This window comes from Janthinobacterium sp. GW822-FHT07H11, from assembly GCF_058798615.1.
In genome coordinates this window covers 108,261-129,145 of sequence record NZ_CM179507.1, presented here as the reverse complement: position 1 = coordinate 129,145, position 20,885 = coordinate 108,261, and the positions used below count along the sequence as shown (strand labels likewise).

Genomic DNA, 20,885 nt, shown 5'->3' with positions numbered 1-20,885 from the left:
TCATGCTGTTATTATTTCAGGCTGGCCCGCGACACAATCGCGGCTCTCTTGCGTTTCTTGAAAGAAGACATGACCCGTCCAACAATGCTTGTCATCGCCGCCAGCCTGATGCTGGCGCCAGCCGCCGCCGCTTTTGCCGCTACCGCGGCCTTGCCCGCCTCGAACCCGTTTGCGCAAGCCAGCAGCCTGCCATTCCAGTATCCGCCGTTCGACAAGGTGGGGGATGCCGACTACGCGCCCGCCTTTACGGCAGGCATGGCCGCCAACCTGGCGGAAATCAACGCGATTGCGAATAATCCGAAAGCGGCCACCTTCGACAACACCATCGTCGCCATGGAACGCTCGGGCCAGTTGCTGAGTCGCGTGCGCACCGTGTTTTCCGTGATGTCCGGCTCCAACACGAATGAGACGATCCAGGGCCTGGAACGCGAACTGGCGCCAAAGATGGCGGCCCACAGCGACGCGATCATGCTCAACGACAAGCTCTTCAAGCGCATCGACAGCCTGTACGCCAAGCGCGACAAGCTGGGCCTCGATGCCGAATCGAAACGCCTGCTCGAGCGCTATCACACGGATTTTGTGCGCGCCGGCGCCAAGCTGTCGGCGGCGGACAAGGAAAAGCTGCGCGCCTACAACGGCCAGCTGGCTGCCCTGTCGACCAAGTTCGCGCAAAATGTACTGAAGGAATTGAACGCCTCGGCCGTCGTCGTCGATACGCGCGAAGAACTGGACGGCCTGTCGCCGGCCGCCATCGAAGTGGCCGCCGGCCTGGCCAAGAAGCGCGGCCTCGATGGCAAATACGTGATCGCCCTCGTCAACACGACGGGCCAGGCGCCGCTGTCGCTGCTGACCAACCGCGCCGTGCGCGAACGCATCATGGCCGCTTCGCAAGCGCGCGGCAGCCGCGGCGGCGAGTTCGACAACACCGAGGAAGTGCTGGCACTGGCAAAGCTGCGCGCCGAACGTGCCGCGCTGATGGGCTATCCGAATTACGCGGCCTACTCGCTGGAAGACCAGACGGCGCACGACACCACGGCCGTGAACGCCCTGCTGGGCGAATTGGCGAAGCCGGCCGTCGTCAATGCGCGCCGCGAAGCGGACGATATCCAGAAGGTCATCGATGCAGGCAAGGGCGGCTTCAAGGTGGGCGCCGCCGACTGGGCCTTCTATAGCGACAAGGTGCGCGCCGAACGCTACAACTTCGATGAGACGCAGTTGAAACCGTACTTTGAGATGCACAGCGTATTGACCCGTGGCGTGTTCTTTGCCGCCGGCAAGTTGTACGGTTTGACCTTCAAGCAGCGCACCGACTTGCCCGTCTACACGGCCGACATGCTGGTGTACGACGTCTTCAATGAAGACGGCACCCAGCTGGCCATCTTTACGCTCGACCCTTACGCGCGCAGCAACAAGCGCGGCGGTGCCTGGGCGAATGCCTACGTGGGCCAGTCGACCTTGCTGAACCGCAAGCCGGTGATCGCGAATAACCTCAACATTCCAAAGCCGGAAGCGGGCCAGCCGACCCTGATGACGTTTGACGAAGTCAACACCATGTTCCACGAATTCGGCCATGCGCTGCACGGCATGTTTTCGAACGTGAAATACCCGCGCTTCGCCGGCACCAGCGTGCCGCGCGACTTCGTCGAATACCCGTCGCAAGTCAATGAAATGTGGGCGCTGTGGCCGGAAGTGCTGCAAAACTACGCCAAGCACTACCAGACGGGCGCGGCCATTCCGGCCGAACTGCTGGCGAAAGTGACGGCCGCCGACAATTTCAACCAGGGCTACAAGACCACGGAATACCTGGCGTCGGCCCTGCTGGACCAGCGCTGGCACCAGCTGACCCCGGCACAGATCCCGACCGACGTGCTAGCGTTTGAAAAGGCCGCCTTGACGGAGGCGGGCGTCGACTTCGCTCCGGCGCCACCGCGTTACCGCACCACCTACTTCTCGCACGCCTTCGCGGGCGGCTATTCGGCCGGCTACTACGCCTACCTGTGGTCGGAAAAGCTCGATGCCGACACGGTCGAATGGTTCAAGGAAAACGGCGGCCTGACGCGCAAGAACGGCGACTGGTTCCGTAGTAAATTGCTGTCGCGCGGCGGCAGCGCCGATGCACTCGACATCTACCGCAACTTCCGCGGCCGCGATGCGAAGATCGAGCCGCTGCTGGAGCGCCGTGGCTTGAACGGTAAATAAACGCCTTTACCGGCTTGGCCGGTGATGTATATAAATGGCTGCCAAGCAATTGGCAGCCATTTTTATTTGGCAATTCCGTTTGTAAACCGTGGTAAACCGCGCAGTTGGCGGGATGCGCCACAGGATCGCCCATGTTGGATGACGCCCGTGTGACAGGCTGCTATGATCTGCCACTGGCCCGCGATGCGATCGCGGTTCTTCTCCGCGCTTCCTGAAAGATGTCATGATCCGTCCACAACTGCTCGTCATCGCCGCCAGCGTCATGCTGGCCCACGCCGCTCCTTCCGCCCTGGCCGCCGCTGCCGCACCCGCCGCCGCCATCAGCGCCCAGAATCCCCTGTTGAAAGTCAGCCCGCTGCCGTTCCAGATGCCGCAGTTCGGCCTGATCAAGGATGGTCACTATGCGCCGGCGTTTGCCGAAGGCATGAAACGCCAGCTGGCCGAAGTCCATGCGATCGCCAGCAACCGCCAGCCGGCCACGTTCGAGAACACCATCGTGGCCCTGGAGCGCACGGGACAGCTGCTGCACCGCGTGCAGAGCATCTTCAGCAACATGACCTCGACCAATACCAATGCCGTGCTGGAAGCGGTGGAAGTGGACGTGTCGCCCAAGCTGGCCGCACATGGCGACGCCATCACCCTGAATCCGAAACTGTTTGCCCGCATCGACACCCTGTACGCCAAGCGCGACAAGCTGGGCCTCGATGCCGAATCCTTGCGCCTGCTCGAGCGCTATCACACGGATTTCGTGCGCGCCGGCGCCAAGCTGTCCGATGCGGACAAGGAAAAACTGAAAGCCTATAACGCCGAGCAGGCGGGCCTGGAAACGGCCTTCGCGCAAAACGTGCTGAAGGAAACGAATGCGAAGAGCATCGTCGTCGACACGCGCGCCGAGCTGGCGGGCATGACGGACAGCGATATCGATACGGCCGCCGCGGCCGCCAAGGAACGGGGCTTGAACGGCAAGTTCGTCATCGCCCTGGTCAACACCAGCGGCCAGCCGCCGCTGGCCGTATTGACGGATCGCAAGACGCGTCAGCGCCTGACGGACGCCTCGCTGAACCGGGGCAGCCAGGGCGGCGAGTTCGACAACCGCGCCATCGTGTTGAAGCTGGCCAAATTGCGCGCCGAACGGGCCACTTTGCTCGGTTACGCCAACTACGCCGCCTATGCGCTGGAAGACCAGACGGCCAAGACCACGACGGCCGTCAATACCCTGCTGTCGGAACTGGCCAAACCGGCCGTCGCCAATGCGCGCCGCGAAGCGGCCGACCTGCAGCACATCGTCGATGCGGAAAAGGGCGGTTTCCAGGTGGCAGCGGCCGACTGGGCCATCTACACGGACAAGCTGCGCAAGCAACGTTTCAATTTTGATGAAAACGAGCTGAAGCCGTACCTGGAACTCAACAGCGTGCTGAACAACGGCGTCTTCTTTGCCGCGAACAAGTTGTACGGCATCAGTTTCAAGGAACGCAAGGATCTGCCGGTGTACAACCCGGACGTGCGCGTCTACGACGTTCTGGATGCCAACGGCAAGCCGCTGGCCCTGTTCATCGCCGACTTCTATGCGCGCGGCAACAAGCATGGCGGCGCGTGGATGAATGAATACGTGTCGCAATCGTCCTTGATGGGCACGCATCCTGTCATCGCCAACCAGTTGAACATTCCCAAGCCGCCCGCCGGCCAGCCGACACTCTTGACGTTCGATGAAGTGACGACTATGTTCCACGAATTCGGCCATGCGCTGCACGGCATGTTCTCGAACGTGAAATACCCGCGCTTTGCCGGCACCAGCGTGCCGAGCGACTTCGTCGAGTACCCGTCGCAAGTCAATGAAATGTGGGCGATCTGGCCGGAAGTGCTGCAAAACTACGCCAAGCACTACCAGAGCGGCGCGGCCATGCCGCAGGCATTGCTCGACAAGGTCACGGCGGCGAAGAAATTCAACCAGGGTTTCATGACCACCGAGTACCTGTCGGCGGCCTTGCTGGACCAGCGCTGGCACCAGCTGGCGCCGAGCCAGATCCCGACCGACGTGCTGGCATTCGAGGCGGCATCGCTGAAAGACGCGGGTGTCGACTACGCACCCGTGCCGCCGCGCTACCGCACCACGTACTTCTCGCACAGTTTCTCGGGCGGCTACTCGGCGGCATACTATGCCTACCTGTGGTCGGAAAAGCTGGATGCGGAATCGGTCAACTGGTTCAAGGAAAACGGCGGCCTGACGCGCAAGAATGGCGACTGGTTCCGCAGCAAATTGCTGTCGCGCGGCGGCAGCGTCGATGCGCTGCAGCTGTTCCGTGACTTCCGCGGCCGCGACGCCACCGTGGAACCGCTGCTGGAACGCCGCGGCTTGAACGCGAAGTAAGCAAGCTCGTGGGCCTCAATAATTCCAGAATTCGTTGAGGTCATCCTGATATTCCGAATCGGGATAGAGCGGCTGGCGCGGCGGGCGTTCCGGCATGGGGTAGCCGTGCTTGCGCGTCCAGGCGCGCAGGTCGGCAATCACGCCGGGCCGCTCGCCGGCCGGGCATTCGTGCAGGCATAGCCACTGCTTGCCCTGCATGCCGATGACGGGTTTGGGCGGGTCTTCAAAGCGAGACCAGCCCACCAGTTCGCCAATGAAGTTGCCGCGCTTGCTGTAGGTGGTGACGTCGATATACGGTTGCCCGGGGTCGTACAGCTGGGCGGTCCATTCGCGGCAGCCGACATGGCCGCGGAAGTCGTCTGATTGCCAATAAGCACCATAGCGATGAGAGTCCAGGGTGGTGCACACGGCTGGCGAAAAGCTGACATCCCCAGGAATGCCTTGGTCCCAATCGGCAAATGCGTATGGCTTGCTGGCCGGATCGCTAGTGCGGATCAGGACCAGACTTTCAATAATGGAGCGCCTGGCGTTGAACTGGGACAGGAAGGGATCGGTATTGAGCACACGGCCATGCTCATCGAACGAGATAGAGAGCGTTGAAATTGCTACCGTCTTTGATGCAATGATGCTAGCCGTGGATGAAAATAGTGCGATGGCATCAAGATAAAGCAAGCTTTTCCCATTTTTGCCGTCTGAGCGATTGAATTTTTCGGCTGACTTGAACTCTGCTTTCATGCCTGCGGCCGTATCGATCAAAAGCACATAACGTATTTTCCAAGGAACATCTAACCATTCCCGCGAAGGATCACGTTCCACTGTGGCTGGGGAGGCGTGCACGCCGCTAACCGCGTACATTAAGGCAATCACGGCACAAAAGAAGCGATGGCTCATCATGTTTCCATTGTATTGATCGTTGGGTAAAGGCATGATTCGCAGTGTTTCGTTCGGACGGCAAACACCTGCCTGCCTCGATGATCGTGATTTCCTTCAGTAATTCCAGAATTCGTTGAGGTCATCCTGATATTCCGAATCGGGATAGAGCGGCTGGCGCGGCGGGCGTTCTGGCATGGGGTAGCCGTGCTTGCGCGTCCAGGCGCGCAGGTCGGCAATCACGCCGGGCCGTTCGCCGGCCGGGCATTCGTGCAGGCATAGCCACTGCTTGCCCTGCATGCCGATGACGGGTTTGGGCGGGTCTTCAAAGCGCGCCCAGCCCACCAGCTCGCCAATGAAGTTGCCGCGCTTGCTGTAGGTGGTGACGTCGATATACGGTTGCCCGGGGTCGTACAGCTGGGCGGTCCATTCGCGGCAGCCGACATGGCCGCTAGGGTCGTCCTTTTTCCAGTTAATCTCATAGCGAAAGGCATCGAGAGTGGTACAGACGGCAGGTGAAAATGATATGTCGCCAGGTATGCCCTGATCCCAATTTGCAATCTTGTAAGGCTTTTCATAGGGTTCGTTGTTGCGGGTAAGGACGAGGCTGCGGATGAGGGATATCTTGCCGGTATATTGCGACAACACAGGATCGTTGTTTATAACGCGGCCATTGCGATCAAACGAGATCAGCACGGTGGCAGTATGCGCGGTCTTCGAAGTGATAACTTGCGTCGATTGCGTAAAGAGCTCTTTGGCGTTCAGGTAAACATAGGGTTCTGATTGTTTACCGTCCAAGGCATTACGTTTTTTTGCAAATTGAACACTCCGCCTCATGTACTTTTGCGCATCCATGAACAAGACGTAGCGAATTTCCCAGCGCTTATCGAGCCACTCTCTGGATGGATCACGTTTTTTTGTCGGGGATGCTGCGTGAGTGGCGCTGGCTGCAAAGATCAGTGCTGCAAGCACGCGGAAGAAGAAAGTGACGTTCATAAAATATTCGGCTCTTTCACAGTGATGTGCAGATGATGTGCGTGTGTTTTCTCGTTGTCGTTGCGCTGCTCGTTTGCTACTTGGGGGTGCAGGTCGCCAGTATCCGGCTCCATGTACCAAGGATCGAAGACCTGTGTTATTGATGGATTTTTTTCTAATCGATCCCGCATGGCATTCAGGAGCTTTGGCTCGTGCTGCTCTCGCTCCTTGTCCCATTTACGACTGTACAGGCATGGCCGCGAGGGGCGTCTGATTGCCAATAAGCACCGTAGCGATGAGAGTCCAGGGTGGTGCACACGGCTGGCGAAAAGCTGACATCACCAGGAATGCCTTGGTCCCAATCGGCAAATGCGTATGGTTTGCTGGTCGGATCGCTGGTGCGGATCAGGACCAGACTTTCAATAATGGAGCGCCTGGCGTTGAACTGGGACAGAAAGGGATCGGTATTGAGCACACGGCCATGCTCATCGAACGAGATAGAGAGCGTTGAAATTGCTACCGTCTTTGATGCAATGATGCTAGCCGTGGATGAAAATAGTGCGATGGCATCAAGATAAAGCAAGTTTTCCCCATTTTTACCGTCTGAGCGATTGAATTTATTGGCTGACTTGAACTCTGCTTTCATGCCTGCGGCAGTATCGATCAAAAGCACATAACGTATTTTCCAAGGAACATCTAACCATTCCCGCGAAGGATCACGTTCCACTGTGGCTGGGGAGGCGTGCACGCCGCTAACCGCGTACATTAAAGCAATTACGGCACAAAAGAAGCGATGGCTCATCATGTTTCCATTGTATTGATCGTTGGGTAAAGGCATGATTCGCAGTGTTTCGTTCGGACGGCAAACACCTGCCTGCCTCGATGATCGTGATTTCCTTCAGTAATTCCAGAATTCGTTGAGGTCATCCTGATATTCCGAATCGGGATAGAGCGGCTGGCGCGGCGGGCGTTCCGGCATGGGGTAGCCGTGCTTGCGCGTCCAGGCGCGCAGGTCGGCAATCACGCCGGGCTGCTCGCCGGCCGGGCATTCGTGCAGGCATAGCCACTGCTTGCCCTGCATGCCGATGACGGGTTTGGGCGGGTCTTCAAAGCGTGACCAGCCCACCAGTTCGCCAATGAAGTTGCCGCGCTTGCTGTAGGTGGTGACGTCGATATACGGCCGTCCGGGGTCGTACAACTGGGCGGTCCATTCGCGGCAGCCGACATGGCCGCGAGGATCCCGTGCTTGCCAATAAGCGTAATATCTGAAGGAGTCCAAGGTGGTGCACACGGCCGGAGAAAAGCTGGTATCGCCGGGGATGCCTTGGTTCCAATCAGCAATCTTATATGGTTTTTCGGTGGAGTCGTGGGTACGGATCAAGACCAAACTGTTGATTCGTGACAGCTTTCCGGTGAATTGCGACAGTAAACTGCTGCTGTTCACAACGTGTCCGTCTTGATCAAATAGGAAAAGGGAGGTAGCCATATCTCTCGACTTCGCATTAATAACATGCGTAGATTCTGCAAAGAGTTCATAGACGCTAAGATAAAGACGGGATCCGTTTTGGATGCTGTCTGCTGCGTTAACTTTCTTGCCGAAAACAATATTTTCTTTCATGTGTTTATTTGCATTCAGGAACAAGATATAGCGCATTGTCCATGGTACGTCGCGCCACTCTCTGGATGGGTCTCGTTCTTTTGCCGGGGATGTTGCGTGGGCGCTTGCCATAGAGAACACGGTCACAAGCAAGAGAAAGGGAAAAGAAGATTTCATAAAATTTTTGACTCTTTCACAGTGATATGAAGATGATGCGCATGCGTTTTTTCGTTATCGCTGCGTTGTTTGTTTGCTATTTTTGGGTGCTGATCGCCAGTATTGGATTCCATGTACCAAGGATCGAAGACCTGTGTTATTGATGGATTTTTTTCTAATCGATCACGCATGGCATTCAGGAGCTTTGGCTCGTGCTGCTCTCGCTCCTTGTCCCATTTACCTTTTGCTTCACTGACTCTGTCAGTGTTATCGGTGCCCCTGCTTCTGGATGTTGTGATTTTATGATCTTCATGTGCTTGCTGTTCTGCAACTATGTATTCGTGATATAGCTGTTTCTCCAATTCACCGACATTCGGATTCCTGCCCCCCGCGCCAGTCAGCCCGACGCGGTTGATGTGCACTGCTTGACTGGCGTTGGCGATGTAGACGATATCGAGCCCCAGGCCGGCGCGGTGGGCGATTGAACCGAGCATGGGCCGCCAGCACGAAGTCACATGCACTTCGGTGACGTCGGCCTTGTGCGCTTCGCTGAGCAGGGCGGCGAAGGCGGCCGGGTGGGTGCGCGGCAGCACGTCCTTGAGCAGGGAGCAGTAGGTGATGTTGGCGCGCGCATTCTCGGAGTCGGCGAAGGCGACGCGCAAGGCATGCGCCGGGGTCGTGTCGCTGGCGGGAAACTGGACCAGCAGTTGCGCGGCGGGCAGGCCGCTGTAGATGGCGCGCACGGCGACGCGCACGGCGGGCGGAGTTTCTGGCGGCAGGATGGCGTCGGCTTGCGCCGCGGTATACAGATGCGAAATCTGCATCCAGATGTCACCCGTCAGCAGGGCCTTGTAGCAATCGACGGCGCGCTCGCCGGGCTTGCCCGCCTGGCGCGTGAGCGATGTGCCCACCACGGCGCGCGCATGGCCGATGCGGCCTTGCTTTTCCGTGATGAGGACCTCGGCGTCATGCTCGCCCACTTGCAGCGCATACACGGGTTCTCGCCGAAAATCGGGGTGCACATCGCTGTTGAGAAACAAGGCGACGCGCGCCCCCGGTGCCACCAGCAACTCGATGCTGCGCTTGCTGCCGCTCAGCTTGCACAGTCTGGCTTCGGCTTCCTGCACCTTGCCATCGATCGATACGCGATACGGCAGCGCAAGGTCGCGTTTCGTCGCGCTCGTATCGAAGACGTAGCGCACCTTGCGCCGGGCGCTGACATTGACCGTCGTCAAGGAAGTGCTTGCCGCCAGCGTGCCGGTCGCGGCGGGTGTCGCTTCAGTCATGCTCGCCGCCAGGCTCCGTTGCCGGGACCGCTGCTTCGCTTTCCCAGAATAACTGGACGCTGGCCGGGTCGTGGCCGCTGACCGTCCCGGTACGGCCGTCGCTGTCGGTCACGCCGCGTACCATGCGTCCATCAGGCAACAGCATGCGGTACGGCAGGCCCGCCACCGGTGCGCCCGACGCTTCATCGAGCGCGCGGAAGGCCGCGCTGTAGTTGCCCGCGGCGGCAGCGGGCGCCATGGTGGCCGCTACTGTTGCCGATGCAGCCGCTGGCGCATCGTCGATCTGCATCGTATGCTGGGTCGCCATCAGCTTGGCGCCGCATGCCGTGCGCATGCCATCGACGGCGGTGCCGATGCCGGCATACGTATGAAAATCCAGGCCTTCGGCGATGGGAAAGTTGCCCTTGCATTTGGGGCAGAAGGTCATGTGACCCCGCCGCGCCACCTGGCGCCCGTTGGTGGTCACGTTGGCATTGCCTTCCAGCACTTTACCGCCGTGGCTGGTGGGATCGCCCTTGCAGATGACGGCGCGCATCATTTGCTTCTCCTGCAGAAACAAAAGTTTCAATGTAACGGGCTGGGGAATTGGCAATCTGATCTGGCGCAAGTGACATGCCTTGCGGGAGCGGATGGGCAAGAGGATTTATGGCAGAATCGTGCCTGCCAACTTTTACGAGTAAGATAAAGCCATGAGCAAGGAACTGCAGGGTCTCACGCTGGAAACCATCCTGACGCGTCTACAATGCCATTACGGCTGGGATGGTCTGAGCAAGCATATCGATATCAATTGCTTCATCAGCGATCCCAGCATCAAGTCGAGCCTGAAGTTTTTGCGCAAGACCCCGTGGGCCAGGAGCAAGGTGGAACAGCTGTACCTGGACACGCAATTTACTGACTGACAGGAAAAAGATATGGATAGCAAACTCAAGGAATCGCTGCAACAGCTGCAATCGACCATCGCATCTGGCGATCCTGTGGATGAAGAACTGCATGGTTTGCTGCAAAAACTCGATGGCGACATCCAGTTGCTGCTGGAAAAGCGCGCCGCGCAGGAACAGGAAGAAGAGTCGACCACGTATGGACTGGCCGAGCGCAGCCAGGAACTGTCGGCCAAATTCGCCGTCAAGCATCCGAAACTGGAGCCGGCGCTGCGGGAATTGGGCGAGATTCTCGCCAATATGGGGATTTGACCGGGGCCAGTCGCTACGCGATCGCAATGCGCCCCACTGGGCCGCATTGCCCCGACGGGTCCGCCCCGTTTCTCCCAAGTAATTGAAAAATAAACGTTTTTTGTACTGAAATCCAACAGTAAAAAGCAGGCCGTCAGGTTGGAAATGGCCAATTCCGGTACAATCCGTACCCTATGAGCTCCCCTACCAATTTATTTGCGACCGTTCCCAAGCGGTCTGCCCGCGCTGCCGTGGCGCCTTTCCTGCCGATGTCGCGTACCGAGATGGACGCGCTGGGCTGGGACCAGTGCGACGTCATCCTCGTCACGGGCGACGCCTACATCGACCATCCGAGTTTCGGCATGGCCCTGGTCGGCCGCCTGCTCGAAGCGCAGGGTTACCGCGTCGGCATCATCAGCCAGCCGGACTGGCTGTCGGCGGACGCCTTCCGCATCCTCGGCAAGCCGCGTTTGTACTACGGCATTACGGCCGGCAACATGGATTCCATGGTCAACCAGTACACGGCCGACCGCAAGATCCGCTCCGACGACGCCTACACGGCGAATGCCGAACCGAACAAACGCCCGGACCGCGCCGTCACCGTCTACGCCCAGCGCGCGCGCGAAGCGTATTCCGACGTGCCCATCGTCATCGGCAGCATCGAGGCGTCCTTGCGCCGCATCGCCCATTACGATTACTGGTCGGACAAGGTCCGCCGTTCCGTCTTGCCCGATTCCAAGGCCGATTTGTTGATCTTTGGTAATGCCGAACGGGCGCTGGTCGACCTGACGCACCGCCTGGCCGCCGGCGAAGCGATCAAGGATATCCGCGACTTGCGCGGCACGGCCTTCATGGTGCCGTCTGGCTGGCTGCCCGGCGACGACTGGGGCGTGCACAATTCCACCCGCGTCGACGTGCCCGGCAAGATCGATCCGCACTACAGCCCCTATGAGATGGTGCAGGAAGACAAGACCGCCTGCGCCACGGAAAATGCGTCGAAATCGGCCGAAGTCATCAAGCCCATCCGCATCATGAGCCGCGAAGAGCGCCTGGCCATGGCCAAGGAAAAGCACGACAAGACCGTGGTGCGCCTGCCTGCCTACGACGTCGTCAAGGATGACCCCGTGATGTATGCGCACGCCTCGCGCGTGTTCCACCTGGAATCGAATCCCGGCAATGCGCGCGCCATGGTGCAGGCGCACGGCGAACGCGACGTGTGGCTCAACCCGCCGCCGCTGCCGCTGGCCATGGACGAGATGGATGGCGTGTACGACATGAACTACGCGCGCGCACCGCACCCGAGCTATGGCAAGGCGCACATCCCCGCCTGGGAAATGATCCGCTTTTCCGTCAACATCATGCGCGGCTGCTTCGGCGGCTGCACCTTCTGCTCGATCACGGAGCATGAAGGCCGCATCATCCAGAGCCGTTCGGAACCGTCGATCCTGCGCGAAATCGAGCATATCCGCGATAAAACCAAGGGCTTTACGGGCACCATTTCCGATATGGGTGGCCCGACGGCGAATATGTACCGCCTCGCCTGCAAGGAAAAAGAGATCGAAGTGTCGTGCCGCCGCCTGTCCTGCGTGTACCCGTCCATCTGCGTCAACCTGGGCACGGACCACAGCAAGCTGATCTCGCTGTACCGCAAGGCGCGCGCCATTCCCGGCATCAAGAAAGTGCTGATCAGCTCGGGCTTGCGCTATGACCTGGCCGTGCGTTCGCCCGAGTACGTCAAAGAGCTGGTGACACACCACGTCGGCGGCTTGCTGAAGATCGCGCCCGAGCACACGGAAGAGGGCACCCTGTCGAAGATGATGAAGCCCGGTATCGGCGCCTACGATGAATTCAAGGAAATGTTCGACCGTTTCTCCCTGGAAGCGGGCAAGAAGCAGTATCTGATTCCCTACTTCATCGCCGCCCATCCGGGCACGACGGATACGGACATGCTGAACCTGGCCCTGTGGCTGAAGAAAAACAATTTCAAGCTGGACCAGGTGCAAACCTTCATGCCCACGCCGATGGCCATGGCGACGACCATGTATCACACGCGCAAGAATCCCTTGCGCAAGGTCACGGCGGATTCGGAAGTGGTGGAAACGGCCCGCAGCGGCAAGATCCGCCGCACCCATAAAGCGTTCCTGCGCTACCAGGACCCGGCCAACTGGCCGATCCTGCGCGAGGCGCTGGTCAACATGGGCCGTGGCGACTTGATCGGCAATGGCGACAAGCATCTGATACCGGCCTGGACCTCGTCGGAATCGGGCGGCCTGGCCGCGGGCGAACGCAGCCGCCAGACGCATGGCGCCGGCACGCCGGACAAGTTCAAGGTCACGCCGGGCAAGAACCGCATCGCCCTGGGCGGCACGGCGGCGGCGCCCAAGGCGACGGCCGTCGAGTCGAAAGTGCGTCCGTCGATCTTGTCGACCATCAAGACGAAGGCCAAGCCGGCCGCCGTGCCGGTGGGCCGTGGCGCCAAGCCGGCCGCCAAGGGCGGCACGCCGGTCCGCAGCGGGCGCCGCTGAGTTTTCACCGTTGCAACCAGAACCCGGCCTGCGCGCCGGGTTTTTTTATGCCCGGCAGCCTTGCCCACGCATTTATCTTGACATCAAGATAGTATGCGTCCACACTGAATTTATCTTAACGTCGAGATAGTTCATGTCCACCTCTGCTGCCCGCCCCGCCCGGGGCGATATCGTGCTCACGGCGCTGGCGCCCCTGATCTGGGGTTCCACGTATATCGTCACGTCCGAACTGCTGCCGCCGCACCGGCCCTTCACGGCAGCGCTGATCCGCGTGCTGCCGGCCGGCCTGCTGTTGCTGCTGCTCATGCGGCGCCTGCCCGCGCGGCGCGACTGGGGCCGCGTGCTGATCCTGTCCGCCTTGAATATCGGCGTGTTCCAGGCGCTGCTGTTCGTGGCCGCCTACCGCTTGCCCGGCGGCCTGGCGGCCGTGGTGGGCGCCATCCAGCCGCTGCTGGTGATGGGCCTGGCCTGGGGCGTGGAAGGGCGCCGTCCGGGCCGCCTGGCCTTGCTGGCCAGCGTGCTGGGCGTGGCCGGCATGGGCGTGCTGCTGCTGTCGCCGCGCACCGTGTGGGAACCCGTCGGCATCGCCGCCGCGCTCGGCGGCACGGCCTGCATGGCGGCCGGCACCTACCTGACACGGCGCTGGAAGCCGGACTTGCCCGTGCTGGCGCTGACGGGCTGGCAATTGCTGCTGGGCGGCCTGATGCTGGCGCCCGTCGCTTGGCTGGCGGATGCCCCGTTGCCGCCGCTGTCGCTGCAGCAAGTATTGGCTTACGCCTACCTGTGCCTGGCCGGCGCGCTGCTGGCCTACGCCTTGTGGTTCCGCGGCATCGCCAGGCTGTCGCCCGTGGCCGTCTCCTCGCTGGGGCTGCTCAGTCCGCTGATGGCGGTGGTGCTGGGCTGGGCCCTGCTGGGGCAAGCCATGACGGGGTTGTCCACGCTGGGCTTGCTGATGGTGCTGGCCAGCGTGCTGGCCGTGCAGTGGGCCAGCGCCAGGCCGGCAGCCTAGCTTGTTGTTTCCGCGTCCTGTGGCGGGCGTGCGCCGGTGTTTCAGGCAATAATGTCCCAAACAACAGGGGGACAGACGCATGACGACCCGCCATCGCCAGGCTGCCGCGCAACAGGGTAGCCTGTATGCCATCCTCGTGCTGGCGACATTCCTGATGGGATCGAGCTTTATCGCCGGCAAGATCCTGCTGGCCGATGGCTATCCCGCCCTGCTGCTGGTGGGCTGGCGCTTCCTGCTTGCCGCGCTGGCCACCTTGCCCCTGCTCTGGCTGCAGAGCAAACCGGTGCCGGGGCTGGTGCGCCTGCGCGACCTCGATGCGCGGGGCGCGGCCATCGTCGTGCTGATCGGCCTGCTGCAAACGGCTGCCGTGATGGGCTTGCTGTTTCTCTCCATGCGCACCATCTCGGCCGCCACGGCCGCCATCTTGCTGTTTACCAATCCGCTGTGGGTGGCGCTGCTGGGACGCCTGTTCCTGGGCGAGCAGCTGCATGCTAGCCGCGTCGTGGGCCTGCTGCTGGGCATCGCGGGCGTGGCCCTGTCCGTGGGCTGGCACAGTCATGCGGACGGCGGCGCCGGGCAATGGCAGGGCGAAGCGATCGGCCTGCTGGCGGCCTTTTGCTGGGCCCTGGCCACCATCGTCAACAAGCGGGCCAACCTGCCCGTGGCCAGCTGGCCGCTGAGCTTTGCGCAAATGCTGACGGGGGCGCTGGCCTTGCTGGCCATCGCCTACGGCCTGGGCCAGCGCTGGCCCGCGCACACCAGCGCCAGCCAGTGGGCCTGCTTCCTGTGGCTGGCCATTCCCGCCTCGACCGGCTCCTTCGGCCTGTGGTTCGTGGCCCTGAAGCGCGGCGGCGCCAGCCGCACCAGCAGTTTCCTGTTCCTCGCGCCGCTGTTTACGGTGGGGTTGTCGTATTGCATCCTCGGGACGCGGCTGACGTGGTGGCAGGGCTGCGGTGCCGTGTTGATCTGTACTTCCCTCCTGCTGGTGAACCGGATCAGATTGCCGTCCTAGCCCCTGGCCGCGCTTTTTTGCTGCACCGCACATACTGTTTTGCTTGCACTGGAATAGGGCATTGAGGCACTATTCGCTTCGCGCAAACGTTTGCGCACCGTGAAATTCCAAAAAAGCATGGTGTAGACATGCTTGCCCAACAAACTCTGGAGACGCTCATGACATCCCGTATTCGCCTGAAAATGATTGCCGCCGCTGCCCTCGTGTGCGCCCTGCCTGCCTTGCCGGCGATGGCGCAGACGGCAGCGAAGCCGAAGGTTGCACTGGTGATGAAGTCGCTCGCCAATGAATTTTTCCTGACCATGGAAAATGGCGCCAAGGCGCACCAGAAGGCCAATGCCGCCAAGTACGACCTGCTGTCGAACGGCATCAAGGATGAAACGGATACGTCGAGCCAGATCAAGCTGGTCGAGCAGATGATCGTCTCGCGCGTCAACGCGCTGGTGATCGCGCCGGCCGACTCGAAGGCGCTGGTGCCGGTGCTGAAAAAAGCCATCGACGCGGGCATCATCGTCGTTAATATCGACAACAAGCTCGACGATGGCGCCCTGAAAGAGAAGGGCATCACCGTGCCGTTCGTCGGCCCGGACAACCGCAAGGGCGCCAAGGTGGTCGGCGACTACCTGGCCAAGCAAATTAAAAAAGGCGACCCGGTCGGCATCATCGAAGGCGTGTCCACCACCTATAACGCACAGCAGCGCACCCTGGGTTTCCAGGACGCCATGAACGCGGCCGGTGCGAAAGTCGTCAGCGTGCAGTCGGGCCAGTGGGAAATCGCCCCCGCCAACACGGTGGCCGCCGCCATGCTGAACGCCAATCCGAATATCAAGGCTTTGCTGTGCGGTAATGACAACATGGCCATCGGCGCCATTTCCGCCATCAAGGCGGCCGGCAAGACGGGCAAAGTCCTGGTCGTCGGCTACGACAACATCAACGCCATCAAGCCGATGCTGGCCGATGGCCGCGTGCTGGCTACCGCCGACCAGTTCGGTTCGCAGCAAGCCGTGTTCGGCATCGAAGCCGTGCTGAAAGCGCTGGCGCAGAAGAAGAAACAGTCCGAGCTGGGCGGCACCATCGAAACCAAGGTCGAACTGGTCGCCAAGGGCGCCAAGTCCTGATCGTCTGATCCCGCCGGGGCCAGCGCCCGCGTCTCTGTCCGAGCGCGCGGCGCCGGCCCCGCTGCCATTTTTTCGCGGAGTTTACACGCATGCCTACCGACATCCCCCCGGCGCCCTCAGCCGCCATCCCTCTATTGACCCTGGACAACATCGGCAAGTCCTATGTCGGCCCCGTGCTGGGCGGCGTGGGCTTGCGCTTCGCCCCGGGCCAGGTGCTGGCGCTGACGGGCGAGAACGGCGCGGGCAAGAGCACCCTGTCGAAGATCATCTGCGGCCTGGAGCAAGCCACGACGGGCACGATGCTGCTCGACGGCAAGCCTTACCAGCCCGCCTCGCGCGGCGCCGCCGAGGCGCTGGGCATCCGCATGGTGATGCAGGAACTCAATTTGATTCCCACCCTGTCGATCGCGGAAAACCTGTACCTGAAAAACCTGCCGCAGCGTTTCGGCTTCATCGACCGCAACCGCCTGGAGCGCGACGCGCGCGTACAGATGGAGCAAGTCGGCCTGGGCGGCCTCGACCCGTGGACCCTGGTCGGCGAGCTGGGCATCGGCCACCAGCAAATGATCGAAATCGCGCGCAATTTAATTGGTTCCTGCCGTTTGCTGGTGTTGGATGAGCCGACGGCCATGCTGACGCACCGCGAAGTGGAATTGCTGTTCCTGCAGATCGAACGCCTGAAGGCCGAAGGCGTGTGCATCATCTATATTTCCCACCGCCTGGAAGAACTCAAGCGCGTGGCCGACCGCATCGCCGTGCTGCGCGACGGCCAGCTCGTGTGCGACGACGACATTGCCGGCCATTCCGCCGCCGACCTGGTCAGCCTGATGGTGGGCCGCTCGGCCGACGATGCCGTCGACCTGAGCGGGCGCACCATCGGCGCGCCGCTGCTGCGCGTGCGCGGCCTGGCGCGCGGCAAGGTGGTCCACCCGACGTCGTTCGACTTGCGCGCCGGCGAAATCCTCGGCATCGCCGGCCTGATCGGCTCGGGCCGCACGGAATTGCTGCGCCTGATCTTTGGCGCCGACCGCGCCGACGCCGGCGAGGTGTTCCTCGGCGACAGCGAAATTCCCGCCGCCTTGCACTCGCCGCAGGCAGCCGTAAAAGCCGGCATCGCCATGATCACGGAAGACCGCAAGGGCCAAGGTTTGTTGCTGCGCCAGTCCATCGCCATCAACACCACCCTGGCCTCGCTCGATACCGTCAGTGGCGCTGGCTGGCTCAACGACGCGGCCGAAACGTCGGTGGCCGACGACTATATTCAGCGCCTGGGCATCCGCTCGCGCAACAGCGCGCAAACGGTGGCCGAGCTCTCTGGCGGCAACCAGCAAAAGGTGGTGATCGCCCGCTGGCTGTACCGCGACTGCCCCGTGATGCTGTTCGACGAGCCCACGCGCGGCATCGATATCGGCGCCAAGTTTGATATTTATCAGGTGCTGGCCGAGCAGGCGCGCCAGGGCAAGGGCCTCGTCATCGTGTCGAGCGACTTGCGCGAACTGATGCTGATCTGCGACCGCATCGCCGTCATGAGCGCGGGCAGCATCGTCGACACCTTCGAGCGCGGCGCCTGGAGCCAGGACGCGCTGCTGTCGGCCGCCTTCTCCGGCTATTTGACCCCCAATTCCACCCCAGCTGCGGCCTGATCCGCCGGAAAGATTCCCATGACCACCCATTCCTCTCCTTCGTATCTGCAGCGCAGCCTGGCCGACCTGAAAAACTATGCGGGCCTGATCGGCGCCCTGCTGGCCATGTGCGTGCTGTTCTCGTTTGCCAGCGAAAACTTCTTTACCCTGGCGACCTTGAGTACCCTGTCGAACAACATCCCGACCCTGGTCGTGATGGCCGTCGGCATGACGTTTGTGCTGATCATCGGCGGCATCGACCTGTCGGTCGGTTCCGTGATGGCGCTGGCCGCGTCCGTGCTGTCCTTGGCCACCGTACACTGGGGCTGGCCCGTCTGGAGCGCGGCCCTGCTGGGCATGTTCGTCGCCGCCCTGTGCGGGGCCACGACGGGCCTGATTTCCGTCGGCTGGCGCATCCCCTCGTTCATTGTGTCCCTGGGCGTGCTGGAAATGGCACGCGGCCTGGCCTATCAAGTGACGAACTCGCGCACGGAATACATCGGCAGCGCCGTCGATGGCATCAGCTCGCCCATCGTCTTCGGCCTGTCGCCCGCCTTCATCGCTGCCATCGCCATCGTCGTCATCGGCCACCTGGTGCTCACGCGCACGGTGCTGGGACGCCACTGGATCGGCATCGGCACGAATGAAGAAGCCGTGCGTTTGTCCGGCATCAATACAAAACCGTCGAAGGTGCTGGTGTTTGCCCTGATGGGCTTTCTCGCCGGCGTGGGCGCGCTGTTCCAGGTGTCGCGCCTGGAAGCGGCCGACCCGAACGGCGGCGTGGGCATGGAATTGCAGGTGATCGCCGCCGTCGTGATCGGCGGCACGAGCCTGATGGGCGGACGCGGTTCCGTCATCAGCACCTTTATCGGCGTGCTGATCATTTCCGTGCTGGAAGCGGGCCTGGCGCAGGTGGGCGTGTCGGAACCCGTGAAACGCATCGTCACGGGCCTGGTGATCGTCGCCGCCGTCGTGCTCGACACTTACCGCCGCCGCGGCGAGCGTTCATAATACTGGCCCATGGCAACCATCAAACAAGTGGCGCAGGCAGCGGGGGTGTCGTTTACCACCGTGTCCCACGTCCTCAACAACACGCGCCCCGTCAGCGACGAGGCGCGCCGCGCCGTGCTGGCGGCCGTGGAACAATTGCATTACGTGCCCAGCGCGCTGGCGCGCTCCCTGCGCAGCCGCAGCACGGGCACCATCGGCCTGATCATTCCGAACAATACGAATCCGTATTTCTCGGAAGTGGCGCGCGGCATCGAAGACAGCTGCTACGCGGCCGGCTACAGCGTGATTTTGTGCAATTCCGATGACGATCCCGTCAAGCAGCGCGAGTACCTGAATGTGCTGCTGACCAAGCGCTGCGACGGTCTGATTTTGTCCGCGCTGGCCGACAGCGATGGCGAATTGCTGCGCAAGATGAAGGTGCCGGCCGTGCTGCTGGACCGCGCGCCTTGCGACCTGTCCATCGATGCCGTGGCCGTCGATAACCGCGCCGGCGGTTTTCTCGCCGCGCGCCACCTGCTGGGCCAGGGACGCCGCCGCATCGCCTGCATTGCCGGTCCCCGCGAAGTGAGCATTTCCAACGACCGTATCGATGGCGTGCGCGCCGTCATGGCGGACGCGGGCGTGGTCCTGGCCGACGCCCTGTGCGTACATGGCGATTTCACCAGCGCGGGCGGCTATGCGGCCGCGCTGGACTTGCTGGCGCTGCCGCCAGGCCAGCGTCCCGACGCCCTGTTCTGCTGCAATGACCTGATGGCCTTTGGCGCCCTGCGCGCGGCCGCCGAACGGGGTGTCCAGGTGCCCGTGGACCTGGCCGTCGTCGGCTTCGACGATATCGACCTGGCCAGCTTCGTGCATCCGCCCTTGAGCAGCGTGGCGCAAAATACGCGCGAACTGGGCCGCATCACGGCGCGCGTGCTGCTGGCGCGCATCGCCGACCCCGCCTTGCCGCGCCAGCAGCGCAGCATCGCGCCCGCACTGCACGTGCGCGGCTCCAGCGTGGCCGCCGCGCCTGTACCTTTTACTTCTCCTGCAACTGAACTGATGGGAATGACATCATGATCGTGGTTATCGGCAGCATCAATATGGACCTGGTCTTGCGCGTGCCGCGCATGCCCCTGCCCGGCGAAACCCTGACGGGCGGCGCATTTAGAACCATTCCTGGCGGCAAGGGCGCCAACCAGGCCGTGGCCTGCGCGCGCCTGAGCGGCAAGGTGGCAGGCGCCCAGCAAGTGGCCATGGTCGGCTGCGTGGGCGACGACGCGTTTGGCGCGACCCTGCGTGCGGCCCTCGTGGGCGACGGCATCATCGACAGCCACGTCACGACCTTGCCGGGCGTGGCGTCCGGCATCGCTTCCATCCTCGTCGACGACAATGGCCAGAACAGCATCGTGATTGCCGGCGGCGCCAACGATCTGTTGAGCCCCGCGCACATCGACGCTGCGAAAGCGCTGATCGAACAGGCCGACATCGTCGTGCTGCAGCTGGAAACGCCGATGGCCACTGTCGTGCACGCCATCAAGCTGGCCCGCTCGCTGGGCAAGACCGTGGTGCTGAACCCGGCCCCGGCGGCCAGCCTGCCCGAGGGCGTGCTGGAACTGGTCGACTACCTGATTCCGAATGAAATCGAAGCGGCCATGCTGGCCGGCGTCAGCCCGGAAGGCGCGGATGCCCAGGCGCTGGCGGCTGCGCTGCAAAAGCTGGGCAGCGACAACGTCATCATCACCCTCGGCGCCAAGGGCGTGCACGCGGCCCTGTATGGCGGCGATTACACGTTCCCGGCCGAAGCGGTGCAAGCGGTCGACACGACGGCGGCCGGCGACACCTTCATCGGCGGTTTTGTGGCGGGCCTGGCGTCCGGCATGGACGAGGCGGAAGCGATTCAGCAAGGCCAGCGCGCTGCGGCCTGGAGCGTCACCAAGCCCGGTGCGCAAACCTCGATCCCCCACTTGCACGAGCTGTTCTGAGATC

General features: G+C 61.9%; 18 protein-coding genes. 12 read left to right on the top strand and 6 right to left on the bottom strand.

Annotated features, from left to right (window positions below):
* Nucleotides 1-69 precede the first annotated feature (69 nt).
* Together AC3RCJ_RS00550 and AC3RCJ_RS00545 are read left to right on the top strand one after the other, a co-directional pair.
* Entirely contained in the window at nt 70-2,199 is a 2,130-nt protein-coding gene (locus tag AC3RCJ_RS00550) for a M3 family metallopeptidase (RefSeq protein WP_492962113.1), read from the top strand.
* A 223-nt stretch (nt 2,200-2,422) separates the two neighbouring features.
* The gene (locus AC3RCJ_RS00545; protein WP_492962115.1) at nt 2,423-4,567 is read left to right on the top strand and encodes a M3 family metallopeptidase; all 2,145 of its coding nucleotides are present in this window, start codon (nt 2,423-2,425) and stop codon (nt 4,565-4,567) included.
* Nucleotides 4,568-4,582: 15 nt separating this feature from the next.
* Here AC3RCJ_RS00545 and AC3RCJ_RS00540 read toward each other — a convergent pair whose 3' ends face one another.
* The 6 genes from AC3RCJ_RS00540 to AC3RCJ_RS00515 form a co-directional block, all read right to left on the bottom strand.
* Nucleotides 4,583-5,494, bottom strand: coding sequence for a hypothetical protein (locus tag AC3RCJ_RS00540; protein ID WP_492962117.1), 912 nt, complete (start codon nt 5,492-5,494; stop codon nt 4,583-4,585).
* A gap of 60 nt (nt 5,495-5,554) precedes the next feature.
* Nucleotides 5,555-6,433 carry a hypothetical protein gene (locus AC3RCJ_RS00535; protein WP_492962119.1) on the bottom strand — a complete coding sequence of 293 codons (879 nt, stop codon included), beginning with the start codon at nt 6,431-6,433 and terminating at the stop codon, nt 5,555-5,557.
* 175 nt (nt 6,434-6,608) lie between these two features.
* Entirely contained in the window at nt 6,609-7,250 is a 642-nt protein-coding gene (locus AC3RCJ_RS00530; RefSeq protein WP_492962121.1) for a hypothetical protein, read from the bottom strand.
* Nucleotides 7,251-7,310: 60 nt separating this feature from the next.
* Nucleotides 7,311-8,186 (bottom strand): hypothetical protein, encoded by an 876-nt coding sequence (locus tag AC3RCJ_RS00525; protein WP_492962123.1) that lies wholly within the window; start codon nt 8,184-8,186, stop codon nt 7,311-7,313.
* On the bottom strand, nt 8,183-9,451 hold the full coding sequence (locus AC3RCJ_RS00520; RefSeq protein WP_492962125.1) for a hypothetical protein: 1,269 nt from the start codon (nt 9,449-9,451) through the stop codon (nt 8,183-8,185). The genes AC3RCJ_RS00525 and AC3RCJ_RS00520 overlap by 4 nt, the downstream gene beginning before the upstream one ends.
* On the bottom strand, nt 9,444-9,989 hold the full coding sequence (locus AC3RCJ_RS00515; protein ID WP_492962127.1) for a PAAR domain-containing protein: 546 nt from the start codon (nt 9,987-9,989) through the stop codon (nt 9,444-9,446). Before AC3RCJ_RS00515 ends, AC3RCJ_RS00520 begins: the two co-directional genes overlap by 8 nt.
* A gap of 151 nt (nt 9,990-10,140) precedes the next feature.
* Between AC3RCJ_RS00515 and AC3RCJ_RS00510 the strand changes: the two genes are divergently transcribed.
* From AC3RCJ_RS00510 to rbsK, 10 genes are all read left to right on the top strand, one after another.
* A complete protein-coding gene (locus tag AC3RCJ_RS00510) occupies nt 10,141-10,350 on the top strand; it encodes a VF530 family protein (protein WP_076569390.1) in 210 nt (69 codons plus the stop codon).
* A gap of 12 nt (nt 10,351-10,362) precedes the next feature.
* Entirely contained in the window at nt 10,363-10,641 is a 279-nt protein-coding gene (locus AC3RCJ_RS00505; RefSeq protein WP_076569388.1) for a DUF4404 family protein, read from the top strand.
* 248 nt (nt 10,642-10,889) lie between these two features.
* A complete protein-coding gene (locus AC3RCJ_RS00500) occupies nt 10,890-13,145 on the top strand; it encodes a YgiQ family radical SAM protein (RefSeq protein ID WP_492962163.1) in 2,256 nt (751 codons plus the stop codon).
* A gap of 133 nt (nt 13,146-13,278) precedes the next feature.
* Nucleotides 13,279-14,154, top strand: a complete 876-nt coding sequence (locus AC3RCJ_RS00495) for an EamA family transporter (protein ID WP_492962129.1) — start codon at nt 13,279-13,281, stop codon at nt 14,152-14,154.
* A 79-nt stretch (nt 14,155-14,233) separates the two neighbouring features.
* A complete protein-coding gene (locus tag AC3RCJ_RS00490; protein ID WP_492962131.1) occupies nt 14,234-15,166 on the top strand; it encodes a DMT family transporter in 933 nt (310 codons plus the stop codon).
* 158 nt (nt 15,167-15,324) lie between these two features.
* Entirely contained in the window at nt 15,325-16,284 is a 960-nt protein-coding gene (locus tag AC3RCJ_RS00485; RefSeq protein WP_492962133.1) for a sugar ABC transporter substrate-binding protein, read from the top strand.
* An 89-nt stretch (nt 16,285-16,373) separates the two neighbouring features.
* Entirely contained in the window at nt 16,374-17,927 is a 1,554-nt protein-coding gene (locus AC3RCJ_RS00480; RefSeq protein WP_492962135.1) for a sugar ABC transporter ATP-binding protein, read from the top strand.
* An 18-nt stretch (nt 17,928-17,945) separates the two neighbouring features.
* On the top strand, nt 17,946-18,917 hold the full coding sequence (locus AC3RCJ_RS00475; RefSeq protein WP_492962137.1) for an ABC transporter permease: 972 nt from the start codon (nt 17,946-17,948) through the stop codon (nt 18,915-18,917).
* Nucleotides 18,918-18,926: 9 nt separating this feature from the next.
* Nucleotides 18,927-19,976: a LacI family DNA-binding transcriptional regulator gene (locus tag AC3RCJ_RS00470; protein ID WP_492962139.1), complete on the top strand. Its 1,050-nt coding sequence runs from the start codon at nt 18,927-18,929 to the stop codon at nt 19,974-19,976.
* Nucleotides 19,973-20,881 (top strand): ribokinase, encoded by a 909-nt coding sequence (gene rbsK, locus AC3RCJ_RS00465; protein ID WP_492962141.1) that lies wholly within the window; start codon nt 19,973-19,975, stop codon nt 20,879-20,881. The genes AC3RCJ_RS00470 and rbsK overlap by 4 nt, the downstream gene beginning before the upstream one ends.
* The last annotated feature ends 4 nt before the right edge of the window (nt 20,882-20,885 follow it).